This window comes from Micromonospora sp. NPDC005324 (assembly GCF_040607155.1).
GTDB classification, from domain to species: Bacteria; Actinomycetota; Actinomycetes; order Mycobacteriales; family Micromonosporaceae; genus Micromonospora; species Micromonospora trifolii.
In genome coordinates, this window is record NZ_JBEXGE010000007.1 from 234379 (window position 1) to 256241 (window position 21863).

General features: G+C 70.2%; 17 protein-coding genes. 8 read left to right on the plus strand and 9 right to left on the minus strand.

Annotated features, from left to right (window positions below; translation table 11 throughout):
• Window positions 1-102 precede the first annotated feature (102 nt).
• Window positions 103-975 carry an LLM class F420-dependent oxidoreductase gene (locus tag ABZS40_RS10370; protein WP_354943027.1) on the minus strand — a complete coding sequence of 291 codons (873 nt, stop codon included), beginning with the start codon at window positions 973-975 and terminating at the stop codon, window positions 103-105.
• A 148-nt stretch (window positions 976-1123) separates the two neighbouring features.
• On the opposite strand from ABZS40_RS10370, the gene ABZS40_RS10375 reads away from it, so the two are divergent.
• The 3 genes from ABZS40_RS10375 to ABZS40_RS10385 are packed head-to-tail and all read left to right on the plus strand — an operon-like array spanning window position 1124 to window position 4424.
• A complete protein-coding gene (locus ABZS40_RS10375; protein WP_354943028.1) occupies window positions 1124-2266 on the plus strand; it encodes an acyltransferase in 1143 nt (380 codons plus the stop codon).
• A complete protein-coding gene (alr, locus tag ABZS40_RS10380) occupies window positions 2263-3405 on the plus strand; it encodes an alanine racemase (RefSeq protein ID WP_354943029.1) in 1143 nt (380 codons plus the stop codon). Before ABZS40_RS10375 ends, alr begins: the two co-directional genes overlap by 4 nt.
• Complete coding sequence (locus ABZS40_RS10385) at window positions 3402-4424, plus strand: D-alanine--D-alanine ligase family protein (RefSeq protein WP_354943030.1); 1023 nt, start codon at window positions 3402-3404, stop codon at window positions 4422-4424. The genes alr and ABZS40_RS10385 overlap by 4 nt, the downstream gene beginning before the upstream one ends.
• A gap of 19 nt (window positions 4425-4443) precedes the next feature.
• Here ABZS40_RS10385 and ABZS40_RS10390 read toward each other — a convergent pair whose 3' ends face one another.
• Genes ABZS40_RS10390 through ABZS40_RS10405 form a run of 4 tightly spaced genes read right to left on the minus strand, consistent with a single transcriptional unit; the run spans window position 4444 to window position 8090 of the window.
• Window positions 4444-4950, minus strand: a complete 507-nt coding sequence (locus ABZS40_RS10390) for a hypothetical protein (protein WP_354943031.1) — start codon at window positions 4948-4950, stop codon at window positions 4444-4446.
• Entirely contained in the window at window positions 4947-6407 is a 1461-nt protein-coding gene (locus ABZS40_RS10395) for a HAMP domain-containing sensor histidine kinase (protein ID WP_354943032.1), read from the minus strand. Before ABZS40_RS10395 ends, ABZS40_RS10390 begins: the two co-directional genes overlap by 4 nt.
• Window positions 6404-7096: a response regulator transcription factor gene (locus tag ABZS40_RS10400; protein ID WP_354943033.1), complete on the minus strand. Its 693-nt coding sequence runs from the start codon at window positions 7094-7096 to the stop codon at window positions 6404-6406. The genes ABZS40_RS10395 and ABZS40_RS10400 overlap by 4 nt, the downstream gene beginning before the upstream one ends.
• Window positions 7097-7112: 16 nt before the next feature.
• A complete protein-coding gene (locus ABZS40_RS10405; RefSeq protein WP_354943034.1) occupies window positions 7113-8090 on the minus strand; it encodes a phosphatase PAP2 family protein in 978 nt (325 codons plus the stop codon).
• A gap of 268 nt (window positions 8091-8358) precedes the next feature.
• Here ABZS40_RS10405 and ABZS40_RS10410 point away from each other — a divergent pair, with 268 nt between their 5' ends.
• Window positions 8359-8865, plus strand: coding sequence for a winged helix-turn-helix domain-containing protein (locus ABZS40_RS10410; RefSeq protein ID WP_354943035.1), 507 nt, complete (start codon window positions 8359-8361; stop codon window positions 8863-8865).
• 74 nt (window positions 8866-8939) lie between these two features.
• Here ABZS40_RS10410 and ABZS40_RS10415 read toward each other — a convergent pair whose 3' ends face one another.
• Window positions 8940-13364 carry a S8 family serine peptidase gene (locus ABZS40_RS10415; RefSeq protein ID WP_354943036.1) on the minus strand — a complete coding sequence of 1475 codons (4425 nt, stop codon included), beginning with the start codon at window positions 13362-13364 and terminating at the stop codon, window positions 8940-8942.
• 240 nt (window positions 13365-13604) lie between these two features.
• Between ABZS40_RS10415 and ABZS40_RS10420 the strand changes: the two genes are divergently transcribed.
• The 4 genes from ABZS40_RS10420 (at window position 13605) to ABZS40_RS10435 (ending at window position 16970) form a co-directional block, all read left to right on the plus strand.
• Window positions 13605-14129: a winged helix-turn-helix domain-containing protein gene (locus ABZS40_RS10420; protein WP_354943037.1), complete on the plus strand. Its 525-nt coding sequence runs from the start codon at window positions 13605-13607 to the stop codon at window positions 14127-14129.
• Between the two features lie 92 nt (window positions 14130-14221).
• On the plus strand, window positions 14222-14728 hold the full coding sequence (locus ABZS40_RS10425) for a VOC family protein (protein ID WP_354943038.1): 507 nt from the start codon (window positions 14222-14224) through the stop codon (window positions 14726-14728).
• Window positions 14729-14924: 196 nt separating this feature from the next.
• Window positions 14925-15242 (plus strand): hypothetical protein, encoded by a 318-nt coding sequence (locus ABZS40_RS10430; protein ID WP_354943039.1) that lies wholly within the window; start codon window positions 14925-14927, stop codon window positions 15240-15242.
• A gap of 168 nt (window positions 15243-15410) precedes the next feature.
• A complete protein-coding gene (locus ABZS40_RS10435) occupies window positions 15411-16970 on the plus strand; it encodes an OFA family MFS transporter (RefSeq protein WP_354943053.1) in 1560 nt (519 codons plus the stop codon).
• 89 nt (window positions 16971-17059) lie between these two features.
• On the opposite strand, the gene nrfD is transcribed toward ABZS40_RS10435, so the two are convergent.
• From nrfD to fdh, 3 genes are all read right to left on the minus strand, one after another.
• Window positions 17060-18025: an NrfD/PsrC family molybdoenzyme membrane anchor subunit gene (gene nrfD / locus ABZS40_RS10440; protein WP_354943040.1), complete on the minus strand. Its 966-nt coding sequence runs from the start codon at window positions 18023-18025 to the stop codon at window positions 17060-17062.
• Complete coding sequence (locus ABZS40_RS10445) at window positions 18022-19065, minus strand: 4Fe-4S dicluster domain-containing protein (RefSeq protein ID WP_354943041.1); 1044 nt, start codon at window positions 19063-19065, stop codon at window positions 18022-18024. Before ABZS40_RS10445 ends, nrfD begins: the two co-directional genes overlap by 4 nt.
• Before the next feature lie 3 nt (window positions 19066-19068).
• Window positions 19069-21863, minus strand: a 2795-nt coding sequence (gene fdh / locus ABZS40_RS10450; RefSeq protein ID WP_354943042.1) for a formate dehydrogenase, incomplete at its 5' end; no start/stop codon positions are given.

The following is a 21863-nucleotide window of genomic DNA, read 5'->3' on the forward strand; positions in this document are numbered from 1 at the left end:
CCACGACGGTTGCACGTTGCGCCGCGTTCGTAACATCCAGTCATGGCCGAGGAGAATCGCGACCTCATCGGCTTGTGGCATCGGTAGACGAATGGTCCGGAATCAGCCGACGTCGGCCAACCGGGGCAGCACCTCGTCACCGAGTCGCTGGGCGAACTCGACCGGGTGGCGATCCGGCGTCACCTGCACCTCGCTCACCCCGAGCGCGGCGTACTCGGACACCTCGGCGAGGAACGCGTCGGTGTCGTCCAGCGGCGCCTGCGAGGCGACCACCGTCTTCTCGATGGTGTCGTAGTCGCGGCCCTCGGCGGCGCAGTGCCCGCGCAGCACGTCCAGCTTGCGCGCGATGTCGTCGATGCCGCCGCGGCCGAAGAGGTTGCAGGCGTCGGCGTACCGGGCCACCAGCAGCAGTGTCTTCTTCTCACCGCCACCACCGATCATGATGGGCGGGTGCGGGCGGCTCAACGGCTGCGGCGAGTTGATGGTCTCGGCGAGCTGGTAGTGCTTGCCGTTGAACGGGCCGTCGTCGGCACTCCACATCTGCCGGCAGATGCGCAGCGTCTCCTCCAAACGCTCGAACCGCTCGGCCACCGGGACGACCGGCACACCCAGCCCGAGCTGCTCCCGCTCGTACCAGGAGGCGCCGATGCCGAGGCGGGCCCGGCCGCCGGAGAGCACGTCGAGGGTCGTCACGGTCTTGGCGAGCAACCCCGGGTACCTGTACATCACACCGGTGACCAGCACGCCCAGCGTCATCCGCTGAGTCGTCGCCGCGACGTAGCCCAACGTCGTGTACGCCTCCAGCATCGGCTCCTCGGCCGCGAACACCGCGTCCATCTGGAAGAAGTGGTCCATCACCGTGAACGACGCGACGCCGGCCTGCTCGGCGATGGCCGCCGTCTGCGCCAGGGTCGGTGCGATAGCGGCCGGGTCGGCCGGGGTCGAGTAGTTCCAGTAGTGCAGCCCGAGCTTCATGTTCGGCACCTCCGCAACGAGCCTAGTGCCGTCGGCGTCCGCAGGGGGCGGCTCGGAACTGCTTACGAACCGGGTCCGGCGGCGTCCATTACCGGATCATGACAATTCGTGGATCACGTGCGGATATCCGGCTGGCAGCTTTCGGTGCGTGATCCAACAGTTGTCCCCCACCGAGTCCCGGCCCACCGAGCTGGAGCCCGACGCGACGCGCGTCCGGTTCCGTCACCGACCCAGGGCCACCCCTGCCGTGGGACGCCCGCAGCGGGCCGAGTGGGCCGACGCCGCAAAGGGCGTCTGCATCATCCTCGTCGTCGTGTGGCACGTCGTCGTGAAGGACTACCTCCAGATCGACTGGCACGTCGGCGTACCGGTGCCGGGCTTCTGGGGAACGCTGGGTGAGCAGTTCCTTCCGCTGCGGATGCCGCTGTTCTTCACCATCTCGGGCGTCTTCGCGGCGAACGCCGCCCAGCGGCCGTGGCGGGTCGTCGCCCGCAGCCGGATCGCCGGGTTCCTCTACCTGTACGCCGTCTGGCTGCTGATCCACACGGCGGTCCTCGCCGCCGCACCGGAACTGCCGACCGACCGCGCCACCTCGGCGCTCGGCCTGCTGGAGCAGCTCACCATCACACCGTCCAACCTCTGGTACCTGTACGCCCTGGCGCTGTACTTCACGATCGCCAAGGCGACCCGTCGGGCGCCCCGGGCGCTGGTCCTGGTCCCCGCCGCCGCGCTGTCCGCCGTCGCCGCCGCCGGCCTGCTCGACACCCCGGGCAACCGCGCCGGCCTCTACCAGAACCTGGTCTTCTTCCTCGCCGGCCTGTACCTGCGGCCGCAGATCCAGCAGTGGGCCGCCACCGCCAGCCGCCGCCGGCTGTTGCTCACCTCGGGCGGCTACGTCCTGGCGCTCGCCGCGATGGCGGTGATCGGCGCCCAGCAGTGGTTCGGGGTGTGGCCGGCGGTCTCCGTGGTGGCAGTGATCTTCGGCATAACCGCAGCTGCCCGGCTGTCCCGTTGGTCGGCGCTCAGCGAACCGCTGGCTAGGCTCGGCCGCATCACCCTCCCGATCTACGTCATTCACATGCCGGTCCTGGCCCTGCTGCACCGGCTGTTGCTCGTACCGGTCTCCGGGTTGGGTGGGTCCGCTCAGGGCCTGATCGTGCTCGGTTATCCAATTCTGCTGAGCGCGCTGGTGATCGGTCTGAGCCTGGCCGTTCACAGTGGGCTGCTGGCGGTTCGCGCGGGCTGGCTGTTCGCGCTGCCCGGCACACGCCGGGTGGAGGCGGCCGGATGAGCGCCCTCGCCGAGGCCCTGGTCGACCTGGACGCGATCGCCAGCAACGTGCGGACGATCGCGTCGGTCACCGGCACCGGACTGATGGCAGTGGTGAAGGCCGACGGGTTCGGCCACGGCGCGGTGCAGGTGGCCCGGGCCGCGCTGCGCGCCGGCGCCTCCTGGCTGGGGGTGACCTCGACGGCCGAGGCGCTGACCCTGCGCGAGGCGGGTGTGACAGCGCCCACGTTGAGCTGGCTGCACGGTGCGGATGACGACTTCGGTATGTTGATCAAGGGTGGTGTCGACGTCGGCGTGTCCACGACGACCCACCTGCACGCCGTCGCCGACGCGGCACGGCTGCTCGGCGTGCCGGCGATGGTGCAGCTCAAGGCGGATACCGGGTTGTCCCGCAACGGGGCCGCCGGGGACGACTGGCCCGAGTTGGTCGGTTGGGCCCGCAAGTACGAACGGGAGGGCGGGGTCCGGGTGCGCGGGGTGTGGTCCCACCTCGCCGACGCCGACCTGCCGGGCGCCCCCGCGCTCACCCGTCAGGTGACGATCTTCGAGGAGGCGCTGCGGACCGCGCGGTCCGCCGGTCTGGACCCCGATCTGGTCCACCTGGCGAACTCGGCGGCCGCGCTCTCCGCACCGCGGACCCGCTTCGACCTCTGCCGGATCGGGATCGCCCTCTACGGCGTGGACCCGTTCGGCGTGAACGGTCCGGGCGAGTTCGGGCTGCACCCCGCGATGACAGTGCGGACGAGCGTGGTCAACGTCAAGCGGGTGCCGGCCGGCACTGGCGTCTCCTACGGGCCCGAGCACGTGACCGCCACACCGACCAGGCTGGCGCTGCTGCCGCTCGGCTACGCCGATGGGCTGCCCCGGGCCGCGGGTGGCCGCGCCTCGGTGTGGCTCGCCGGTCGGCGGTGCCCGATCGTCGGGCGCATCGCCATGGACCAGTGCGTGGTCGACGCCGGGGATCTTCCCGTGACGATCGGCGACCCGGTCGTGGTGTTCGGCCCGACCGATGGCGACCAGCGACCTCCGACGGTCGTCGAGTGGGCCCGTTGGGCCGACACCAACCCACACGAGATCTTGACCGGCATCGGGGCCCGGGTGGCCCGCGAGCACCTCCACGGAAGGGCACGGAACTCATGACAACCCGACTGGCAGTGCTGTACGGCGGGCAGAGCGGCGAGCACGACGTGTCCTGCCGCTCGGCGGCGAGCATCCTCGCCCACCTGGACCGTGAGCGGTACCAGGTCACCGAGGTGCTCATCGACCGCGACGGCGGGTGGCATGTCAGCGGCCGACCGACGCCGCTGCCTGCGGCGTTGCGCGTCCTGCGCGCCCAGGACGTGGTGTTCCCAGCCCTGCACGGCCCGTACGGCGAGGACGGCACCGTCTCGTCGCTGCTGGAATGGCTCGGCGTGCCGTACGTCGGCAACGGCGTCTTCGCCAGCGCCGCCGGCATGGACAAGGGGGTCACCAAGCGGCTCCTCGCGGCGGAGGGCCTGCGGGTCAGCCCGGGGGTGACCCTGCGTCCCGGTGAGGACCTGTCGCCAGAGGACCGGCGTCGGCTGGAGCTGCCGGTCTTCGTCAAGCCGGCCCGGGCCGGGTCGAGCCTGGGCGTCGTCAGGGTGGACGACTGGCCGGGGGTTCCCGCCGCGCTGGAGCAGGCCCGCCAGGTCGACCCGAAGGTGCTCGTCGAGCAGGGGGCGCGGGGACGCGAGATCGACGTGGCCGTCCTCCAGCACCCGGACGGCCGGGTGCAGGCCGGCCCGCCGCTGGAGATCCGGGTGACCGGCGCCGGCTTCTTCGACTACGACGCGAAGTACGACGGCGGGGCGATCTTCCAGATTCCCGCCCCGCTCGACGCGACGACCACCGAGGTGCTCCAGGACCGTGCGATCCGCGCCTTCCAGGCCCTCGACTGCCGTGGGCTGCTGCGGGTCGACTTCTTCCTGCCCACCGAGGGGTCGCCCGAGCCCATCGTGAACGAGGTCAACACGTTCCCCGGCTTCACCGCCGCGTCCCAGTTCCCGCAGATCTGGCAGCAGGCCGGCATCGGGTTCGCCGCCCTGATCGACATCCTGATCGGCGGCGCGCTGGCCGACCAGGACCACGGCCACCACAGCGGATTGCCCCGGCAGGCCCGAGCGGTCGACCTGGTCTGAGGCGGGGGTCGGTGCCCGGTCAGCCGATCGGGCACCGCTGAGGAGGCCGGGCGCCGTCCGGCCCGACGATGGTGACCGGGGCGGAGCTGTTCGTGAAGCCAGTCTGCGCCACGGCACCGGCGACCGTGCAGACGATCTGGTCGACAGCGTTTCCCGACAACGCCCGCGCCGCGGTGTCCGTCCGCACTGTGACGCCACCGGACTGATCGGCCGCGGACGTCACAGTGACCGGGTCGAGCCTGGCCGGCACCTCACTGGTGAGGCCCTGTCGGCGTTCGGTCACCTCCGGACCGGCCGCGAGCAGGTCGAGGATGTTGGCGGGTGCGGAGCCCTCCGTGGCCGGACGGAGGACCAGCACGAGTTCGCCCTGCGCGAGCAGGTAGAGCCCGACGCCCTGCGCCGGGCCGCTGACCGCGGGGCGACCGGTGATGACGGCGCTGGGCCGTACCCCGCAACCCGCTGCCAGCAGTGTGCCGAGCAGCAGTCCGCCGGCGAGCAGCGCGCGGCCGGTCCGCCGGCTGGTCACCGGGCACCTCCGGGGTCCGTCGTCTCCCGGGGCAGCCGGAGTGTGAAGACCGCGCCGCCCCCGGGGCCGTTGCCGGCGACGAGGGCCCCGCGTCGCTCGCCGTGGCGGTGCAGCCGCGCGTTCTCCCAGGAGATGGCGAGGCCGAGGCCGCTGCCCTCGGAGCGGGTACGTGCGGTGTCGGCCTTGTAGAGGCGGTCGAAGACGTGTGGCAACACCTCCGGGTCCAGCCCTGGCCCCTGGTCGGCCACCTCGATGGTGACCCAGTCCGGGTCGGCGCTCAGGCGCACCGACACCGGCTCGGCACCGTGCCGGAAGGCGTTGGCGACCAGGTTGGCGACGATGACGTCCAGCCGGCGGGGGTCGAGGCGGGCCACCACTCCGGACGGCAGGTCGGCGCGTACCCGGTCGGCCCAGCCGCGGATCCGCAGGGTCGCGGTCACCGCCGCGGCCACGTCCACGTCGTCGAGGGCGAGCCGTGCCGTGCCGGAGTCGAACCTGCTGACCTCGATGAGGTCGTTGACCAGTTGGGTGAGGTTCTGTGTCTCCTGGCTGACCAGCCGGGCGGCCCGGCCGGCATCCCCGGGCAGGTGCTCGGCCTCCTCGTCGAGCACGTCGGTGACCGCCGTCATCGCGGCCAGCGGCGTACGGAGTTCGTGCGAGACGTCGGCCACGAAGCGGCGGGCGTCGGACTCCATCCGCCGCAGCTCACCGACCTGCCGCTCCAGCGTGCCCGCTGTGTCGTTGAAGGTCCGCGCCACGTCGGCCAGCTCGTCGACGCCCCGGACCGTCAGCCGGGTGGACAGGTCGCCCTCACCGAGGCGGCGCGCCGCCCGGCCCAGGTCGCGGACCGGTCGCAGGACTCCGCGGGCGGACAGCAGGGCCAGCAGGACGGCGAGGAGCAGGGACAACCCGCCGGTCAGCCACGCTCTGGTGGCGAGCTGGTCGATGCTCTGCTGTTCGGGGACGAGATTGCGCACCGAGTAGACCTCCAGCCCGGACGGTCGGGACGTGCCGTCCGGGCGGTCGAGCGCCAACTGGGTACCGATGAGCAGCGCGGGCTCTCCGGCGAGTGAGACCCGTTGCCAGGCGATGTCACCGTCACGGACCTTCTGCCGAAGCTCGGAAGTGAGCGGATCGGCGACTTCGGCGCCGCCCTGTGCCCGCATGTCCCGGTAGACGACCACAGCGAAACCTTCCCGGTCGCTGAGGCGCTGAGCCAACAGTTCGAGCTCGTCCTGGGTCGGCGGGAGCTGGGCGATCGGGTAGACCTTCGTGAGCTGGTCGGTCAGCGACATCACCGCGGCGTCCTGCGCCTGCTGGAGGATGACGGTCCGGGCCTGCACGTAGCTGCCGCTGGCCACGACGGCCGTGGTGGTGATGCCCAGCAGCGCGAACGCGAGGAGCAGCCGGACCCGCAGGCCCGAGACCTGGGCGGCGACCGAGCGCCAGAACGTCACAGCGGCCCGAACCGGTATCCGAAACCACGTACCGTCTGAATGAAGACCGGCGCCGACGAATCGACCTCGATCTTGGCCCGTACCCGCTGGACGCAGGCGTCCACGAGTCGCGAGTCGCCGAGATAGCCGTGCTCCCACACGGCCTCCAGCAACTGCTGGCGGCTGAGCACCTGGCCCGGCGTGTGCGAGAGTTCGAGCAGCAGCCGCAGTTCCGTCGGGGCGAGGCTGACCGGCGTCCCGTCCCTGCTGACCACCAGCGCGGCCCGGTCGATGGTCAGGGTGCCGTGCTGCTCCAGGCCGGCCCGGTCGCCGCCGCGCCGCGAGTCGCCACCGGTCCGTCGCAGCACCGCGCGGATGCGCGCCTCGAGCACCCGGGCCTGGACGGGCTTGACCACGTAGTCGTCGGCGCCGGCCTCCAGGCCCGCCACCACGTCCATGTCGTCGTTGCGGGCGGTGAGCATGATGATCGGCAGGTCACCGAGCTGCCGGATCCGGCGGCAGACCTCGAACCCGTCCATCCCGGGCAGCATGAGGTCGAGGACCACGACATCGGACGGGGTCGTGCGCAGCCGCTCCAACCCCTGCTCACCGGTGCCCACGGCATGCACGGTGTGGCCCTGTCGGGTGAGCGCCAACTGGAGTCCGTCGCGCACCGTCTGGTGGTCTTCGATCAACAGGACCTGGGACATGTCGTCAAGTATCCCATCATGAGATCTTTCGGGTTTCGCTCGTTGACGGCGACTGCGCGGGACTCCGCGGAGAGAGCGGCACCGCGAAATCCGTCGAACGCACCAGGAACACCACAGCGCCCACCAGGAACATCGTCGAGGCCGCCGCGGCCACGATGGCGATCAGCAGGCCGCGCTGCACCGACGCGGCCAGACCGGGCACCACCACCAGCAGCGCCCAGACCAGCACGACCAGCCCGACTGCCGCCTCGGCCAGCCTGCGCCAGAGGCTGCCGCCGTCCGAACCGCCGGCCGTGTCGCGGTCGTCGGGCCAGGCCGCCAACGCGGCCGCGGCCAGGCAGAACACCGTCACCCCCAGCAGTACGCCACCGAGCACGTCGCTGAACCGGTGCCAGCCCGCGATCATCGTGGCGGAGGCGATCACCGAGACACCCGCCGCGCCCGGCGCCGCCAACCAGCGCCGGGCCCACCCCGGCAGGACCAGCATGAACGCCAGCAGCAGTGCGGTCGCCGCCGCGACATGACCGCTGGGGAAGCTGTTGTGGGTGGTGGAGCTCTCGATCTGCAGATCCGCGCGGGGCAGCTCCGATTTCAACGCGCCGGCCAGCAGCACCGCGCTGACGACAATGCCCACACCGACGACCCCCGCCACCAGCCGCCGACGGAGCCCACCCACGAGCAGCACCACGCCGAGCAGTGCCGCGATGAGGCTCGGGCTGCCGAACGTCGCCAGCACGCTCTTGGCCGGGCCCACCAGCGCTGTCTGCTGCTCGTACCCTCCGCCCCGCTCGGCAGGCGGCAGGAGCACCCCGTCCAGCCACTGCCCCGGGTACGTCCGCACGAAGACGGCGGCGGTGAGGGCCAGGGCGACCAGACCGCACAGCGCCGCCGCGAGCAGTCGAAGCCCCAGCGGCACCGCCGCACGGGCGTGGGGCAGCGGTCGCGCCGGACCGGGCGTCGACCGCCCGACGGAGTACAACGATCCGATGGACATGGCGACCATGCTCGCCCCGGCAGGTCCGTACCCCGTACTCGAATTGTCTTGGTTCTGTCACAACCGCCCTCACCGCTTCCGGAAAGCGGATCGTCGGCGGTGGGCCGGGTGGACCTGGACGGCACTGCGAGATTCACATGCTTGCATGCAACGATGTTTTACCCAGCCGAGATCAGCCACCACTAGGGTCAGGACGCCGATCGATGTTTCGGCCGGCGGTGCGAAAAATCCATCCGGAGTGAGTTGGGGAACCGGAAGGTGTTGGCAAATGCAGGGAATTCCAGCCGCCAGCCTGGTCATCGGCATCGCATCCTCGCCGGCCGAGCGGCGACATCTGGCCCGACTGCTCGGCGGCAGTGACGCCTTCCTGATCGTCTCGACCGTCGACCAGGCACGAGAGTTCCTCGGGGTGGTCGAGGCGTCTCCCGTCCCGGCTCCCCCGACCAGGGCGGCGCTCGCCGAGGTGGCGCCGAGCCCTCAGCCACCGCCACCGGATCTGGCCGTCGACTCCGATCGCCGAGTGCTGCGCTGGCGCGACCAGGAGATCGACCTGACCCGGCTGGAGCACGACGTCCTGCTCTGCCTGGTGCACGCGCCCGGGCAGGTCTGGACCTACGAGCGCCTGCACCTTGAGGTCTGGGGCAACCGGCACCTCGGCCGGGGCTCCGACATACACTCGGTGGTCCGCCGGGTGCGCGGCAAGCTCGCCAGCCTCAACGCCGCGGCGACGATCCACTCGGTGCGCGGCGTCGGCTTCCGGCTCGCCCCCGTCTGATCCACCCCGGACGCGGTCCGGCCCGCCTGGTCGCAGACCAGGCGGGCCGGATGTCTTCGGCTAGTGCTCAGGCGTCAGCACCTGATGGGCGCCAACCCGAAGTTCTCCACCGTCGGAGTGGCGGTGTCGATCCTGGTCTGACGGGTCTGCGGCTTCCAGCCGTCCTTGGCCACGATCATCGTGAGCGGGTTGTTGCGGCGGTCCACCCAGTGGGCGTACCTGCCCTCGGCGTCGGTGGCGAAGGTGTACGACGCCGCCCACGAGTCGACCTGCACGACTGCGCCGGCGAGCGGCGCTGTCGCACCCTGGCAACTGGTGCCGGTGACCGTACCCAAGAGCTTGCCCCAGGTCTTCGGGGGGGTCGCAGTCATGGTCACCGCCACCGGCGCCACCGAGTACGGGGTGTTCTCGGAGATCGCGACCGCGCCGGAGTAGGTGCCCGGCTGGTCCACGTTCGCCGTCAGACCGACGGTGACAGTGACCTTCGCACCCGGCGCGAGGGTGACCGCCGACTTGTCGATGGTCATCCAGCTGACGTCGGCAGCCGACTCGGAGCATCCCTCGAAGCCCGGGAGCACCTCGCTCTCGGCGGCCGCGTTGAAGCTGCCGGACGAGCCGCCGATCTTGTAGAAGCCGCACGCCGCGCCGCCGCGGTACCGCGCGGTGTTGGCGTTGGGCAGGTTGGTCCACGAACCGGCGGCCGGGTCGAAGGCGAAGCCGGCGTTGCTGATGGCCCCACCCTGCGAACCACCGACGACGAGGAGCTTGCCGCTGGCGACGGCGTACGAGCTGGCCCAGTTGTCGGCCGGCGCGTCGGCGATGGCGGTCCACGTGTTGGCGCCCGGGTCGAAGGCGTAGCTGGACTTCTGCGCGGCGGTTCCGTCGTTGCCGCCGGTGCAGTAGAGGACGCCGTCGATCCCGCCGCAGGAGGCGAAGGCCACCGACTTCGGGTAGTTGGCCATCGTCTCCCACGTGTCACCGGTCGGGTCGTACCGGACGACGCTGTTCGACATCGGCAGACAGGCCGCCGTCGTGCAGCCACCGACCGCGTACAGCTTGCCATCGACGACGGCCTGGCCGGCCGCGGCCCGCGGCGCCGGGTTGTCGGCCAGCTCCGTCCAGGTGTTGGCCCCCGGGTCGTACGACCAGGTGGCGGAGTCCGGGCCCGCGTCGCCCCAGCCACCGGCGACAATGATCTTGCCGTTCACCACGCCCGCGGTCACTGCGTTACGCGCGCCGGGGAGGTCGGCGATCGCCGTCCAGGTCTGCGCGGCCGGGTCGTAGGCGTAGTTCTTGGTGGTGGAGGCCTCACCGTTGCCACCACCGATCGAATACACCTTGCCGTCCAGGTTCACCACCCGGTTGTCCATGATCGCAGCCGGGTAGTTGGCGATGTCGGTCCACGGCGCCGCCTGCGGGCCGGCCGCCGCGGCAGCCGCCTTTGCCTCCTTGCCGGACGCCTTGGCGGCGAACGACGTCGGTGCGGTGAGCCGCTGTTCCGGCGCGCCGCTGGACCCGAGCACCTGCTGCCGGGTGACCGTGGAGCCGTCCGCCCGCAGGAGTTCGAACCCGTTGTCCCGCTCACCGAACTTGACCTCGACCGGCGCGCCGCCGGTGTTGGTCACCGTGAACGACTTGCTGGTCTTGCCGTTGGGCATCTGGAGCGTCGCGCTCAGCTGCGTCGGCGTCACCGCCAGTCGGCCGGCCGCGAGCTGGAAGTTCGCTGTGGTCGCCCAGTCGGCTTCGACGTCGACCTGCTTGGTCTGGCTGACGTAGTTGCCGGCGGTGGCCGTGAACGGGTGCTCGCCGGTGAGCGAGGAGTAGATCCAGTAGAAGCCGTCGGCCAGCCCCGGGTCATCCGGGGTCGCCACGGTGACGGCCTTCTCGGCGGGCCGGTCCTTGCTGGTGACGGTCGCGCCGTTGACGTAGCTGTCGTCGTTCTTGTCGCGGACGTTGCCGACGACCAGACCACCGTCGACAGGCACGCAGGTGACCTGGCTGCCGATCAGGACGTTGTCGACCTCCCACCACCACTCGTACGAGGCGTCGTAGTAGTGGAACCGAACCTGCACCTGCGCCTGGCCGGCCGCCTGCGGGATCGGAATCTCGGACAGCTTCGGTCCCCGGACGTCGGTCTCCTGCCGAAGCACGTTGGTCCAGGTGGCACCACCGTCGATGCTCAGGTCCACGTCGGCGGTGTCGTCGTTGAGCTGGTTGAAGTCCTGGTTGAACCGGATGACCGGGGCCGTGACGCTGGTCAGGTTGACCACCGGGCTGACCAGGGAGGTGTCCTGGCTGGTGCCCGCTCCGTAGGCGTCGCTGTCGATCATCGCGAAGTTGCCCGTGCCGCCGGTCAGGTTGCCCCGGTCGCCGTCGTCGGTGAACTTCCAGACCTGGCCGCTGCCCGCGTTGTCCACGACGGTCCAGCCGGCCGGCGTGGTCGTGGCGTCGAAGGTCTCGTACTCACCGTCGGAGCCGGTCGTGTATCCGGGCGCGGTGGTGCAGACCGTGGTGTCCACCGGCACGGCGACGTTGGCGGTGGTGTTGCCCGAGCCGACCACGACCTCCTTGGTGACGGTCTGGTAGCCCGGGTACTGCGGCTCGTACTTCAGGGTGTAGGTCTGCCCGGCCGGCAGCTTGATGCTGTAGCGGCCGTTCGACGGGGTGGTGTAGTCGTAGACGCCGGACACACCGGTCACTGTCACCTTCGCGTACAACGGCCAGCCGTGGCCGGAGCCATCGGTGACCGCTCCGGTGACGTTGACACTCGGCACCGCCGTGAGGGCGACGTTGAGCGTCGTGGTCGCGCCCTTGGCGACCGTTGCCGTCCTGGTGGTGCTGGCGTACCCGAACGCCGCGACGGCGACCTGGTAGTCGCCGGTGGGGAGATGGGTGGAGAATCTGCCGTCGGCACCGGTGGTCAGCTCACGCTCGGACGCTCCGGTGAGCGTCACTGTCGCGCCGGCGATGGGGGCGCCGGAGGCCGCGTCGGTGACAGTGCCGGCCAGCGTGCCGATGTCGCCGGTCGGGGCGGCGTTGAGCAGCGCGAGGGCGTCCAGTCGGCCTTCGCCGTAGACGTTGTTGTCGGCGGCGGTGCCGCCACACTGGTCGTCGGCCTTGTCGATCGCGGCGCCGTTGAGCAGCGCGCGGGTCGCGTTGACGTCACCGACCAGCGACGGTGCCGCCGAGTACAGCAGCGCGATCGCGCCCGCGAGGTGCGGTGCCGCCATCGAGGTGCCGCTGATGCTGCCGTAGGCGTTGCCCGGGATGCTCGACCGGACGTTCACACCCGGCGCCGAGATGTTGGGCTTGATCTCGCCGTTCTGGCCGGCGCCGCGGGCGGAGAAGCCAGCGACGTTGTTGTTGACGTCGTACGCGCCGGTCGAGTAGTTGCTGACGAGACTGCCCGGCGAGCCACTGGTCTGGCAGGCCGGGCCGCTGTTGCCGTTGGACCAGGTGCCGAAGATCCCGGACGCGGTCCAGGCGTTCGTCACGTCCTCCATGAACGGCTCGTTGGACGGGTCCCGGGTGCCCCACGAGTTGTTGATGATGTTCGGTCGCTTGCTCGCGTCCGCGTTCTGACCGTTGAGGTCCAGCGGTTCGAGCATCCACTGACCGGATTCGACCAGAGCGGCGTCACTGGGGCAACAACCGTTCGCCGCGATCCACTTGACCCCGGGCGCGACACCGATCTGGTTCGCGCCGTCGGAGCCGGCCATGGTGCCCATCGTGTGCGTACCGTGGCCGTCGCCGTCGCACGGGGCGGTGGCGCAGGCCCCGGTGGCGTTGGCGGCGTTGAACCAGTTGTAGTTGTGGTCGAACGTCCCGTCGCCGTTGTTGCCCCGGTAGGAGTTCACCAGCGCCGGGTGGTTGAACTGCACCCCGGTGTCGATGTTCGCGATGGTGATGCCCTCGCCCTTGACGCCGTACTGGGACCAGACGTCGTCGGCGTTGATGTTGGCGATGCCCCACTCCAGGGCGTTCACGGTCTTCTCGTCGGTGCCCTTGGTCGTCTCCGGCACCTTGTACGCGACCGGCGCGTAGAGGCCCTCGACCTCCGAGTGCCCGGCGAACTTCTGGGCCATCGCCAGCGAACCGCTGTTCACCTTGATGGCGTTGGTGGCCCAGAAGGTCTGGTACTTGGTGCCTGAGCTGTCGAGGTCGGCTCGGATCTTGCCCTGGCTCGCGGCGGCGGTCTTGCGCAGCGCGTCCGCCACCGCCGTGCCACGCTTCGACCAGTCCTTGATGGCACTGGCCTTGCCCAGGTCCGCCCGGTCCTTGAACCGGATCCAGAAGTCCCCTTCACTCTTGGCCTGGAGCTGCTTGGCGAGCTCCGGTCGGATCTTGTCCCCGCTCTGGGCGCCCGCCCCCATCGCACCGCCCGGCGCGGCCTGCGCGCCCGAGCTGATCGTGGCCAAGCATGTCGCGGCGAGGATCGTCGCCGCGCCGGCGCTCACCAGTGATCTGGCCGCGCGCCGCCATTGTGGACGTCTGAACATCGGTGCTGCCTCCCTCAGAACGACCCAGGGTGTAGTGGGCCATGGTGGACCTCCCCCATGCACCGCGCGGGTCACGCCGGTTGCCCGAGTGGACACTATGATCGAGAAGAACGGACGATCAAGAACTTGCCGTGAGCAACTTGTCGCTAAGAGTTGCCCTGGCTGGCGGCACGCTTGCCAATCATTGTCAGAACCGTGACGAGAGCTGGGCAGGGATGCCCATCGATCCCGGGTGGTGCGGTGGCCGAGGACGAGGCAACGGTGAACAGGGGTGGTCCGGCCGACGAGCCGTTCCCACTGCTGATCGCGGTGACCCCGTCACCGGCCGAGCGCATCCGGCTCGCGGAGCTTCTCGACGGCATCGCACCGCTGCTGCTGGTCGCCGACCTCGACGAGCTGCGCCGGCTGATCACCGCTCCGCAGCAGGTGGCCGCCCCGTCCGAACCGATCCCGGCCGCCGCCCTGGTGATCGACTCGGCCCGCTCCAGTGCCCGCTGCGGCGAACGTGAGATCGACCTCACCCGCCTGGAACACGATCTGCTGACCTGCCTGATCACCGAGCCGGCCCGGGTCTGGAGCTACGCCGAACTGCATCGGTCGGTCTGGGGTGACGAGGGGCGCGAACGCAAGGCGGACGTGCAGTCGCTGGTCAAGCGGCTGCGCCGCAAGCTGCACGACCTGGGCACCGGGGCCACCATCGACGTCGTCCGCGGGGTGGGGCTGCGGCTGACCGATCACCAGCAGGCGCGGGTCGAACGGGCCTGACAGCGCCGTCGCATGAACTGATCTCGCCCGGGGTACGCCAGGAAGATCAGCATCAACAGAGGCGACGAAGAGCGCTGGTAAGGAGCATCAGGATGGCATTCCCCAATCCCTCGACCGTGTCCATCGGGCTGAAGAAGGCCGCGCACGTCGGGATCGCGGTGAGTGACCTCGACCGCTCGGTCGCGTTCTACCAGGCCCTGCTCGGCGCGGAACCCGTCGTTCGGGACGAGAACATGCACGGCGCCGGGTTCGCGCAGTCACAGGGCTTGCCGACGACGAAGCTGCGGTACGCCACGTTCAACCTCGACAACCTCGGGATCGACCTGATCCAGTTCCAGGAGCCGGTCGGCGACGCAGCCCAGGTGGCGGCCAACCGGCCGGGCTCGATGCACCTGTGCTTCCACGTGGACGACGTGCGCGCGGTCCACGACCGGATGAGCGAGGCCGGGTTCGAGTTCCTCGGGCAGCCGTACACGTTCGCGTCCGGCGAGGTGGAGCCGCCGGCGGCGGTCGGCACCGAGGTCGCGTACTTCAACGACCCGGACGGGACGAACCTGGAGATCATCGCGCCGAAGGGTGGCTTCGCCCGCAGCGAGTGAGCCCACTTGGGCGGCGAACCAGGCGGTTGGCGATCGTGGGCGAACCGGACATGCCGCGCCTCCTCCACCACGTGGATGCGGGCATGATCTCGCGCTGGAACGCGTCGAGGATCTCCTCCGCGATGAGGATCGTGGCATACATCCGAGGGCCGCTGGCGGTGGCCTTGATAAAGCCGCCCCGGCGCAGGTGTCGGCGTTGCAGGCCGTACGGGTCGCCCTCGACGAGTCGATCGACTCGATCCAGGCCGACCGGGAGCTGTGGCGGCTGCGACTGACTGTCATCGCCCACAACCCTGCGCTGCTGCCCCGGCTGGTGGCCGGCAACAGCGCGACCGAGCAGGCCATGGTCGCGGCGAGGGCACTCTCTGCTGCCACCTTTGCTCTGCTTCAACCCGCGCAACGGCTTCGGGCCATGAATGGTGCGTGGGTTGAAGCAGAGCAAAGCGTGCGAGCTGACCCACCGACCCCGCCGCCACCGACGAGCCGCCGTACCCAGCTCCGCGTTTCTCGGTAACGACATGGTGTGAACCCGTTGCCACGTAACGTGAGATTGAGCCGATCATCGGCTGACGCCAGACGTGCGCCGGGCCGCCACTGCGGCGGCGCCGCTCGGCCAACTGCCGGGACGGACAGCTCGGCACCGTCGCGGCCTACTCAGCCGCAGGAGGTGTGGACGATGCCCATGCTGTCGGTCTTCGATCCCCGGCACACTGTCGCTCCCCCGGGATACAGCCGCTGGCTCATCCCGACCGCGGCACTGGCCGTGCACGTCTGCATCGGCCAGGTCTACGCGACGAGTGTCTACAAGAACTCCCTCATCGCGCACTTCGACGTCAGCCAGACGGCAATCGGGGCGATCTTCAGTATCGCCATCGTCATGCTGGGCTCGTCGGCGGCGATAGGTGGCCGTTGGGTGGAGCGGAACGGGCCGCGCCGCGCGATGTTCGTCTCGGCGTGCTTCTGGGCCGTCGGGTTCCTGGTCGGCGCGCTCGGCATCGCGACCCAGCAACTCTGGCTCCTCTACCTCGGCTACGGCGTCATCGGCGGTATCGGGCTCGGCATCGGCTACATCTCGCCCGTCTCCACACTGATCAAGTGGTTTCCGGACCGCCCCGGCCTCGCCACCGGGCTGGCCATCATGGGGTTCGGCGGCGGCGCCCTGGTCGCCGGCCCGCTCGCGCGCCAACTGCTCTCCCTCTACGACTCCGGCTACAACCCCGACAACCCGGCCGCCGTCGCGTCGGGACATGCCCTCGTGGCGCTCTTCGTCACGTTCGGCATCGGCTATTTCGTGATCATGATGTTCGGCCCGTTCAACGTCCGGGTGCCGGCGCCGGACTGGCGGCCCGCCGGGTTCGACCCCGCGAGCGTCGCCGCCCGACCTCTGGTGACAACGGCGAGCGTGTCCGCGTCGAACGCGGTGCGTACCCGCTCGTTCTGGTTGCTGTGGATCGTGCTGTTCTGCAACGTCACCGCGGGCATCGGCATCCTGGAGCAGGCAAGCCCGATGATCCAGGATTTCTTCCGGGACAACGGGACCGCCACCACGGTCTCGGTGACGGCGGCCGCCGGTTTCGTGGGAGTGCTGTCGCTGTTCAACATGGCCGGGCGGTTCGTCTGGTCGACAACGTCCGACCTCATCGGCCGCAAGCCCATCTACATGGTCTACCTCGGCGTCGGCATGGTGCTGTACCTGCTGCTCGCCGTGGCCGGTCACTCCGCGACCGCGGTCTTCGTGCTGATCGCCGCCGCGATCATCTCCTTCTACGGCGGTGGCTTCGCCACCATGCCCGCCTACCTGCGTGACCTGTTCGGCACCTTCCAGGTCGGGGCCATCCACGGCCGGATCCTCACCGCCTGGTCGGCTGCGGGTGTCGCCGGCCCGCTGATCGTCAACGGGATCCTCGACACGCAGGGCAAGCCCGGCACCCTCACCGCGGCGGCGTACCGTCCGGCGCTGTTCACCATGGTCGGCATCCTCGCCATCGGGTTCATCGCGAACCTGCTGGTCCGTTCCGTGCCCGAGCGGTTCCACGAACCGAACCGAGGGCCGACCTCGCCCGTGGCGAAGGCCACCGTCACCGAGCCGGTCGCTCTCGGGCGGGACAGCCAGCCGCCCGCGCCGCCGCGCGTCGGTAGCCAGACCGGGCGACTCTGGTTGTCGTGGCTGCTGGTGGCGGTGCTCCTCGGGTACGGCATCGTCCAGACCGCCATCACCGCCGCGAAACTGTTCACCGGCTGACGCGCGGCGGCCCGTCGCCGCCAGACCTCCTGCATCGCAACGGAAGGCGCCCCTCCTTGAAGGGGCGCCTTCAGGTTTCGCCGATCCGCTCAGAGCCCGGTCGCCGACCGGTTCTCGGCGAGCCGCTCCCGTTGTGGCACGACCGTGTACTTCGGATCGCGTGCCGACACCCGTCCCGCCTCGAAGACGCCGAACCGGGTGGCGACCGACGATGCCACGAGGGCCGCGCCGGAGATCGCCGACAGGACCCGGCTGCGTCGGCTGAACAACGCGGCGACGGTGCCCACGCCGAGCAGCACGTCACCCGCCCGGACCAGACGACCGCTGCGACCCTGCCGGTAAGGCTCACCGGTCAGGCCCAACCGCTCCATTCGGCGACCGCCCAGGTACTTGATGGTCGCCGCGACGACGGCGAGTCGCCGCAGCGGGGCGGTCTGGGCGGCGGGCGCCGCGATGAGGCCAACCCCGGTGGCGGCGGCGAGCGCGCTGCCGCCGAAGACGAACGGCAGATAGGGGTACGCCTCGTGCCAGGCAGGTACGGCGGTGTCGGCGAGCAGCACCCCGGTGTACGTGGCGAGCGCCGGGGCGGTGGCGGCGGCGGCCAGGCCGGCGATGTCGCCGACGGGTGGCGCCAACCGGCGGGCGAGGCCGAGGACACCGTGCTCGGGGAGCCGCGGCGCCAACTCGGCGATCGCGGCCACACCGGCTGCCGGGCCGAACGCGGTGAGGATCCAGGTGCCGACCGACATGGGCGAGGTCAGCTTGGCGATCCGGAGCATGTGGTGGAACCGGTCCGGGCGGCCGAGGTCGTGCACCAGCAGGTAGGCGCTGGCGCTGACACCGCCCAGGGCCGTCCACCGCCCCACCTGGCGCAGACCGGGCCGCCCGGTCAGTTGTGCGCCCGCACCGATCAGCGCTCCCCCGGCGGCGAGACCGCCGGTGAACAGGTAGCCGGCAATGTCGCGCTTCCACACCGGCGGTTTGAGGATCGGCCGGCCGTAGTAGGAGGCGAAGTCGGCCGCCGGCACCGTGAGTTGCTCGCCGCCGCGGGTCATGGCCGCCTGCCGAGGAACGCGAACACCGTGGCGCCGGTCATCGCCAGCGCGGCGAGGCCGGCGTGTTTCCACATGGCCGGCAGGTCGCGGGTGGTGACGATCGGGTCCGGTGGCAGCCCGTACACCTCCGGCTCGTCGAGCAGCAGGAAGAACGCACCATCACCTCCGACGCCGTCGTTCGGGTCGTGCCCGTACAACCGTGCCTCCGGCACTCCCCGCTCATGCAGCGTCGCCACCCGCGCGGCGGCCCGTTCCCGCAACTCGTCCAGTTCCCCGTACTGGATCGACTCCGTCGGACACGCCTGCGCACACGCCGGGGTCATGCCCGCACCCAGCCGGTCGTAGCACAGCGTGCACTTCCACGCCCGACCATCATCCTTGCGTTGATCAATGACGCCGTACGGGCAGGCGGAGATGCAGTAACCGCAGCCGTTGCAGATGTCCTCCTGCACCACCACTGTGCCGAACTCCGTCCGGAACAGGGAACCTGTCGGGCAGACATCAAGGCAGGCCGCGTGGGTGCAGTGCTTGCAGACGTCCGACATCATCAACCAGCGAAAATCCGTCCGACCCTCCGCGCCCGAGCCCTTTCCCGGCGGCTGCGCACCCGGCATCCCCAGAAACTCCGGGCCGCCCGACATCCGGGCCGCCGCGGCAGGCGAGCCGGTGGGCAGACCGGGGTCCGTTCCGGTGTCGGTGCTGGTACGCGCGCCGGCCGCCGCCGTCACCGGGCTGATCGCCGGCCCGTCCGGGTCCCCCGCGAACGCCGGAGTCGCCCAGCCGGCCGAGCGGGGCTGCTCCACGAACGCGACGTGCCGCCACGAGTTCGCGGTCAACGCGCCGGTGTTGTCGTACGACATGCCGAGCAGGTCCAGGCCGCTCTCCGGGACGCCGTTCCACTCCTTGCAGGCCACCTCGCACGCTTTGCAGCCAATGCAGACGCTGGTGTCGGTGAAGAACCCCATCCGGGGTGGGGCGTTCTCGTAGCCGGCGTCCGGCGCGGGGTCCAGCGGCCCGTACAGGGCATTGGTGTGGGGCATGGGTCAGACCTCCTGGTCCGGGCCGCTGTCGGCGGAGTCGGTCGTGACCTGCGGTGGATAGTGCGGGCTGAGGTCCCCGGACCGTCGCCGGTAGTCGACGACGAGAGCCAGCAGTTCGGCGCCTCTCGGGCGTCGCCCGGGACGGACATCGCAGGTGCCGACCTTGCTCTCCTGGATCAGCACGTTCGGGTCCAGGCTGATGCCGAACAGGTCGTTGGCCGAGTCACCGGTGACGAGTCCCTCGAAACCGAAGTGGTACGGCAACCACACCTGGTGGATGATCCGACCGTCCACGCGCAACGGGGTGAGCCGGTCGGTCACCAGCACCCGTGCCTCGATGGCCGCACGGGCGGTGACCAGGTGCGCCCAACCCAGGTGGGTGAGACCACGTTCGGCGGCCAACTCCGGGGACACCTCCACGAACATCTCCGGCTGCAACTCGGCCAGCGGTGACACGGTCCGACTCATCCCACCGGCGGTGTGGTGCTCGGTGAGCCGGCTGACAGTGAACACGTACGGGAACACCTGGCTGTACGGTTCCGGCGGGCTCGGGTTGAGCGTGTTGATCGGATGGGTGTAGACCTTGCGGGTCGGGTTGGCCTGCTGCCGGTAGAGCGGGTTGCGCACCGGCGACTCCACCGGCTCGTAGTGGGTGGGCAGCGGTCCGTCGAGGACACCGGTGGGCGCGTACAGCCAGCCCTTGCCGTCGCCCTGAAGGATGAACGGGTCGTCGCCGGCGATGCCCGCCACACCCGAGGCGTCGCGCTCCGGTCGGTACGACGGTGGTTTGGTCTTTTCGAAGTCCGGCACGTCGTAGCCGGTCCACTCGCTCTTGTCCGCGTCCCACCAGACGTAGCGTTTGCGCTCACTCCACGGGTTGCCGTCCGGGTCGGCGGACGCGCGGTTGTAGAGGATGCGCCGGTTCGCCGGCCACGCCCAACCCCACTCGGGCGCCACCAGGGACTGCTCCGAGCCGGGTTTGCGGCGGGCCGCCTGGTTGACGCCGTCGGCGTACACCCCGGTGTAGATCCAGCAACCGCCGACGGTGGAGCCGTCGTCCTTCATCTCGGTGAACGACGCCAGCGGCCGGCCGGTGGCCACGTCGTACCCGTTGATCTCGCGCAGCACCGCCTCGGCGCTCGGCTCGACGGTCTGGCCGTGCGTGGGGTAGTCCCAGGCGAGGTCGAGCAGCGCACGGTCGCGCGGCTTCGTCGACGTCGCGAGCCGTTCCCGGATGACGCGACCGAGGTGGTAGAAGAACCAGAGTTCGGAGCGGGCGTCGCCTGGTGGCTCGACGGCCTTCTCCCGCCACTGCAACAGGCGCTGCGTCTGGGTGAAGGTGCCCTCCTTCTCCACGTGGGAGGCGGCGGGCAGGAAGAACACCTCGGTGCGGCACTCCTCGGGCGAGATCTCGCCGGTCTCGATCTCCGGCGCGTTCTGCCAGAACGTGGCGCTCTCGATCATGAACAGGTCCCGGACCACCAGCCAGTCGAGGTTGGCCATGCCGAGCCGCTGCGCCCGGCCGTGCGCCGAACCGACCGCCGGGTTCTGCCCGAGCAGGAAATAGCCCTTGATCTTGCCGTCGATCATGTCGAGCACCTGCTGGTAGGTGCCGTGGTCGCCGGTCATCCGCGGCATGTACCCGTAGCAGTAGTCGTTGTCGGCGGTGGCCGCGTCGCCCCAGTACGCCTTGAGCAGGTTGACGCCGTAGGTGCGGGCGTTGCCCCAGAAGCCCTTCTGCCCGGGGTGCGCAATGCTGCCCACCCACTTGTCCAGTGTCGGGTGATTGGCGTGGTGGGGCATCGGCAGGTAGCCCGGAAGCAGGTTGAACAGCGTCGGGATGTCGGTGGACCCCTGGATGCTGGCGTGCCCGCGCAGGGCCATCACCCCACCACCCGGGCGGCCCACGTTGCCCAGCAGGAGCTGGATGATCGCGCCGGTGCGGATGTACTGCACGCCGACGCTGTGCTGCGTCCAGCCCACCGAGTAGACGAGCATGCCGGTCCGGTCCCGGCCGGAGTTCTCCGTCCACGCCTGGGCCAGTTCGAGGAACTTCTCCTGCGGGATACCGCAGACCCGTTCCACCATCTCCGGGGTGTAACGGGCGAAGTGCCGCTTGAGGATCTGGTAGACGCAGCGCGGGTGCTGCAACGTCTCGTCACGTTCGGTCTCGCCACCGACGGGCGCGCCGTGCGACTCGTTCTCCAGCCCGGCCGCCGTCTCGCGCTGCGTCTCGCTGTCGCGGGTCGTCTGGTTCTGCGGGTGGCCCTCGTACCGCCAGCTGGCCTGGTCGTAGGTGGCGTTGTCGTCGTTGAAACCGGAGAAGAGGCCGTGCATGTCCTCGGTGTCGGCGTACTCCTCGGTCACGATGGTCGCGGCGTTGGTGTAGGCGACGACGTACTCCCGGAAGTCCAGCTCGTTGTCGAGGATGTAGCGCACCACCCCGCCGAGCAGCGCGATGTCGGTGCCCGCCCGGATCGGCAGGTACGAGTCAGCCAGCGCGCTGGTGCGGGTGAACCGCGGGTCGACGTGGAAGACCTTCGCGCCCCGGCGCTTGGCCTCCATCACCCACTGGAAGCCCACCGGGTGTGCCTCGGCCATGTTCGAACCCTGGATGACGATGACGTCAGAGTTCGACAGGTCCTGCTGGTACTGGGTGGCGCCGCCACGACCGAAGCTGGTCCCCAGACCGGGGACGGTGGAGGAGTGTCAAATACGGGCCTGGTTCTCGATCTGGAGCGCCCCCATCGCGGTGAACAACTTCTTGATGAGGTAGTTCTCCTCGTTGTCCAGCGTCG

Coding starts and splice junctions, on each gene's coding strand:
- ABZS40_RS10400 (WP_354943033.1), bottom strand. CDS start 7,096: ATGTCCCAGGTCCTGTTGATCGAAGACCACCAGACGGTGCGCGACGGA.
- ABZS40_RS10370 (WP_354943027.1), bottom strand. CDS start 975: ATGAAGCTCGGGCTGCACTACTGGAACTACTCGACCCCGGCCGACCCG.
- ABZS40_RS10410 (WP_354943035.1), top strand. CDS start 8,359: ATGCAGGGAATTCCAGCCGCCAGCCTGGTCATCGGCATCGCATCCTCG.
- ABZS40_RS10385 (WP_354943030.1), top strand. CDS start 3,402: ATGACAACCCGACTGGCAGTGCTGTACGGCGGGCAGAGCGGCGAGCAC.
- ABZS40_RS10435 (WP_354943053.1), top strand. CDS start 15,411: ATGCTGTCGGTCTTCGATCCCCGGCACACTGTCGCTCCCCCGGGATAC.
- ABZS40_RS10425 (WP_354943038.1), top strand. CDS start 14,222: ATGGCATTCCCCAATCCCTCGACCGTGTCCATCGGGCTGAAGAAGGCC.
- nrfD (WP_354943040.1), bottom strand. CDS start 18,025: ATGACCCGCGGCGGCGAGCAACTCACGGTGCCGGCGGCCGACTTCGCC.
- ABZS40_RS10415 (WP_354943036.1), bottom strand. CDS start 13,364: ATGTTCAGACGTCCACAATGGCGGCGCGCGGCCAGATCACTGGTGAGC.
- alr (WP_354943029.1), top strand. CDS start 2,263: ATGAGCGCCCTCGCCGAGGCCCTGGTCGACCTGGACGCGATCGCCAGC.
- ABZS40_RS10405 (WP_354943034.1), bottom strand. CDS start 8,090: ATGTCCATCGGATCGTTGTACTCCGTCGGGCGGTCGACGCCCGGTCCG.
- ABZS40_RS10445 (WP_354943041.1), bottom strand. CDS start 19,065: ATGCCCCACACCAATGCCCTGTACGGGCCGCTGGACCCCGCGCCGGAC.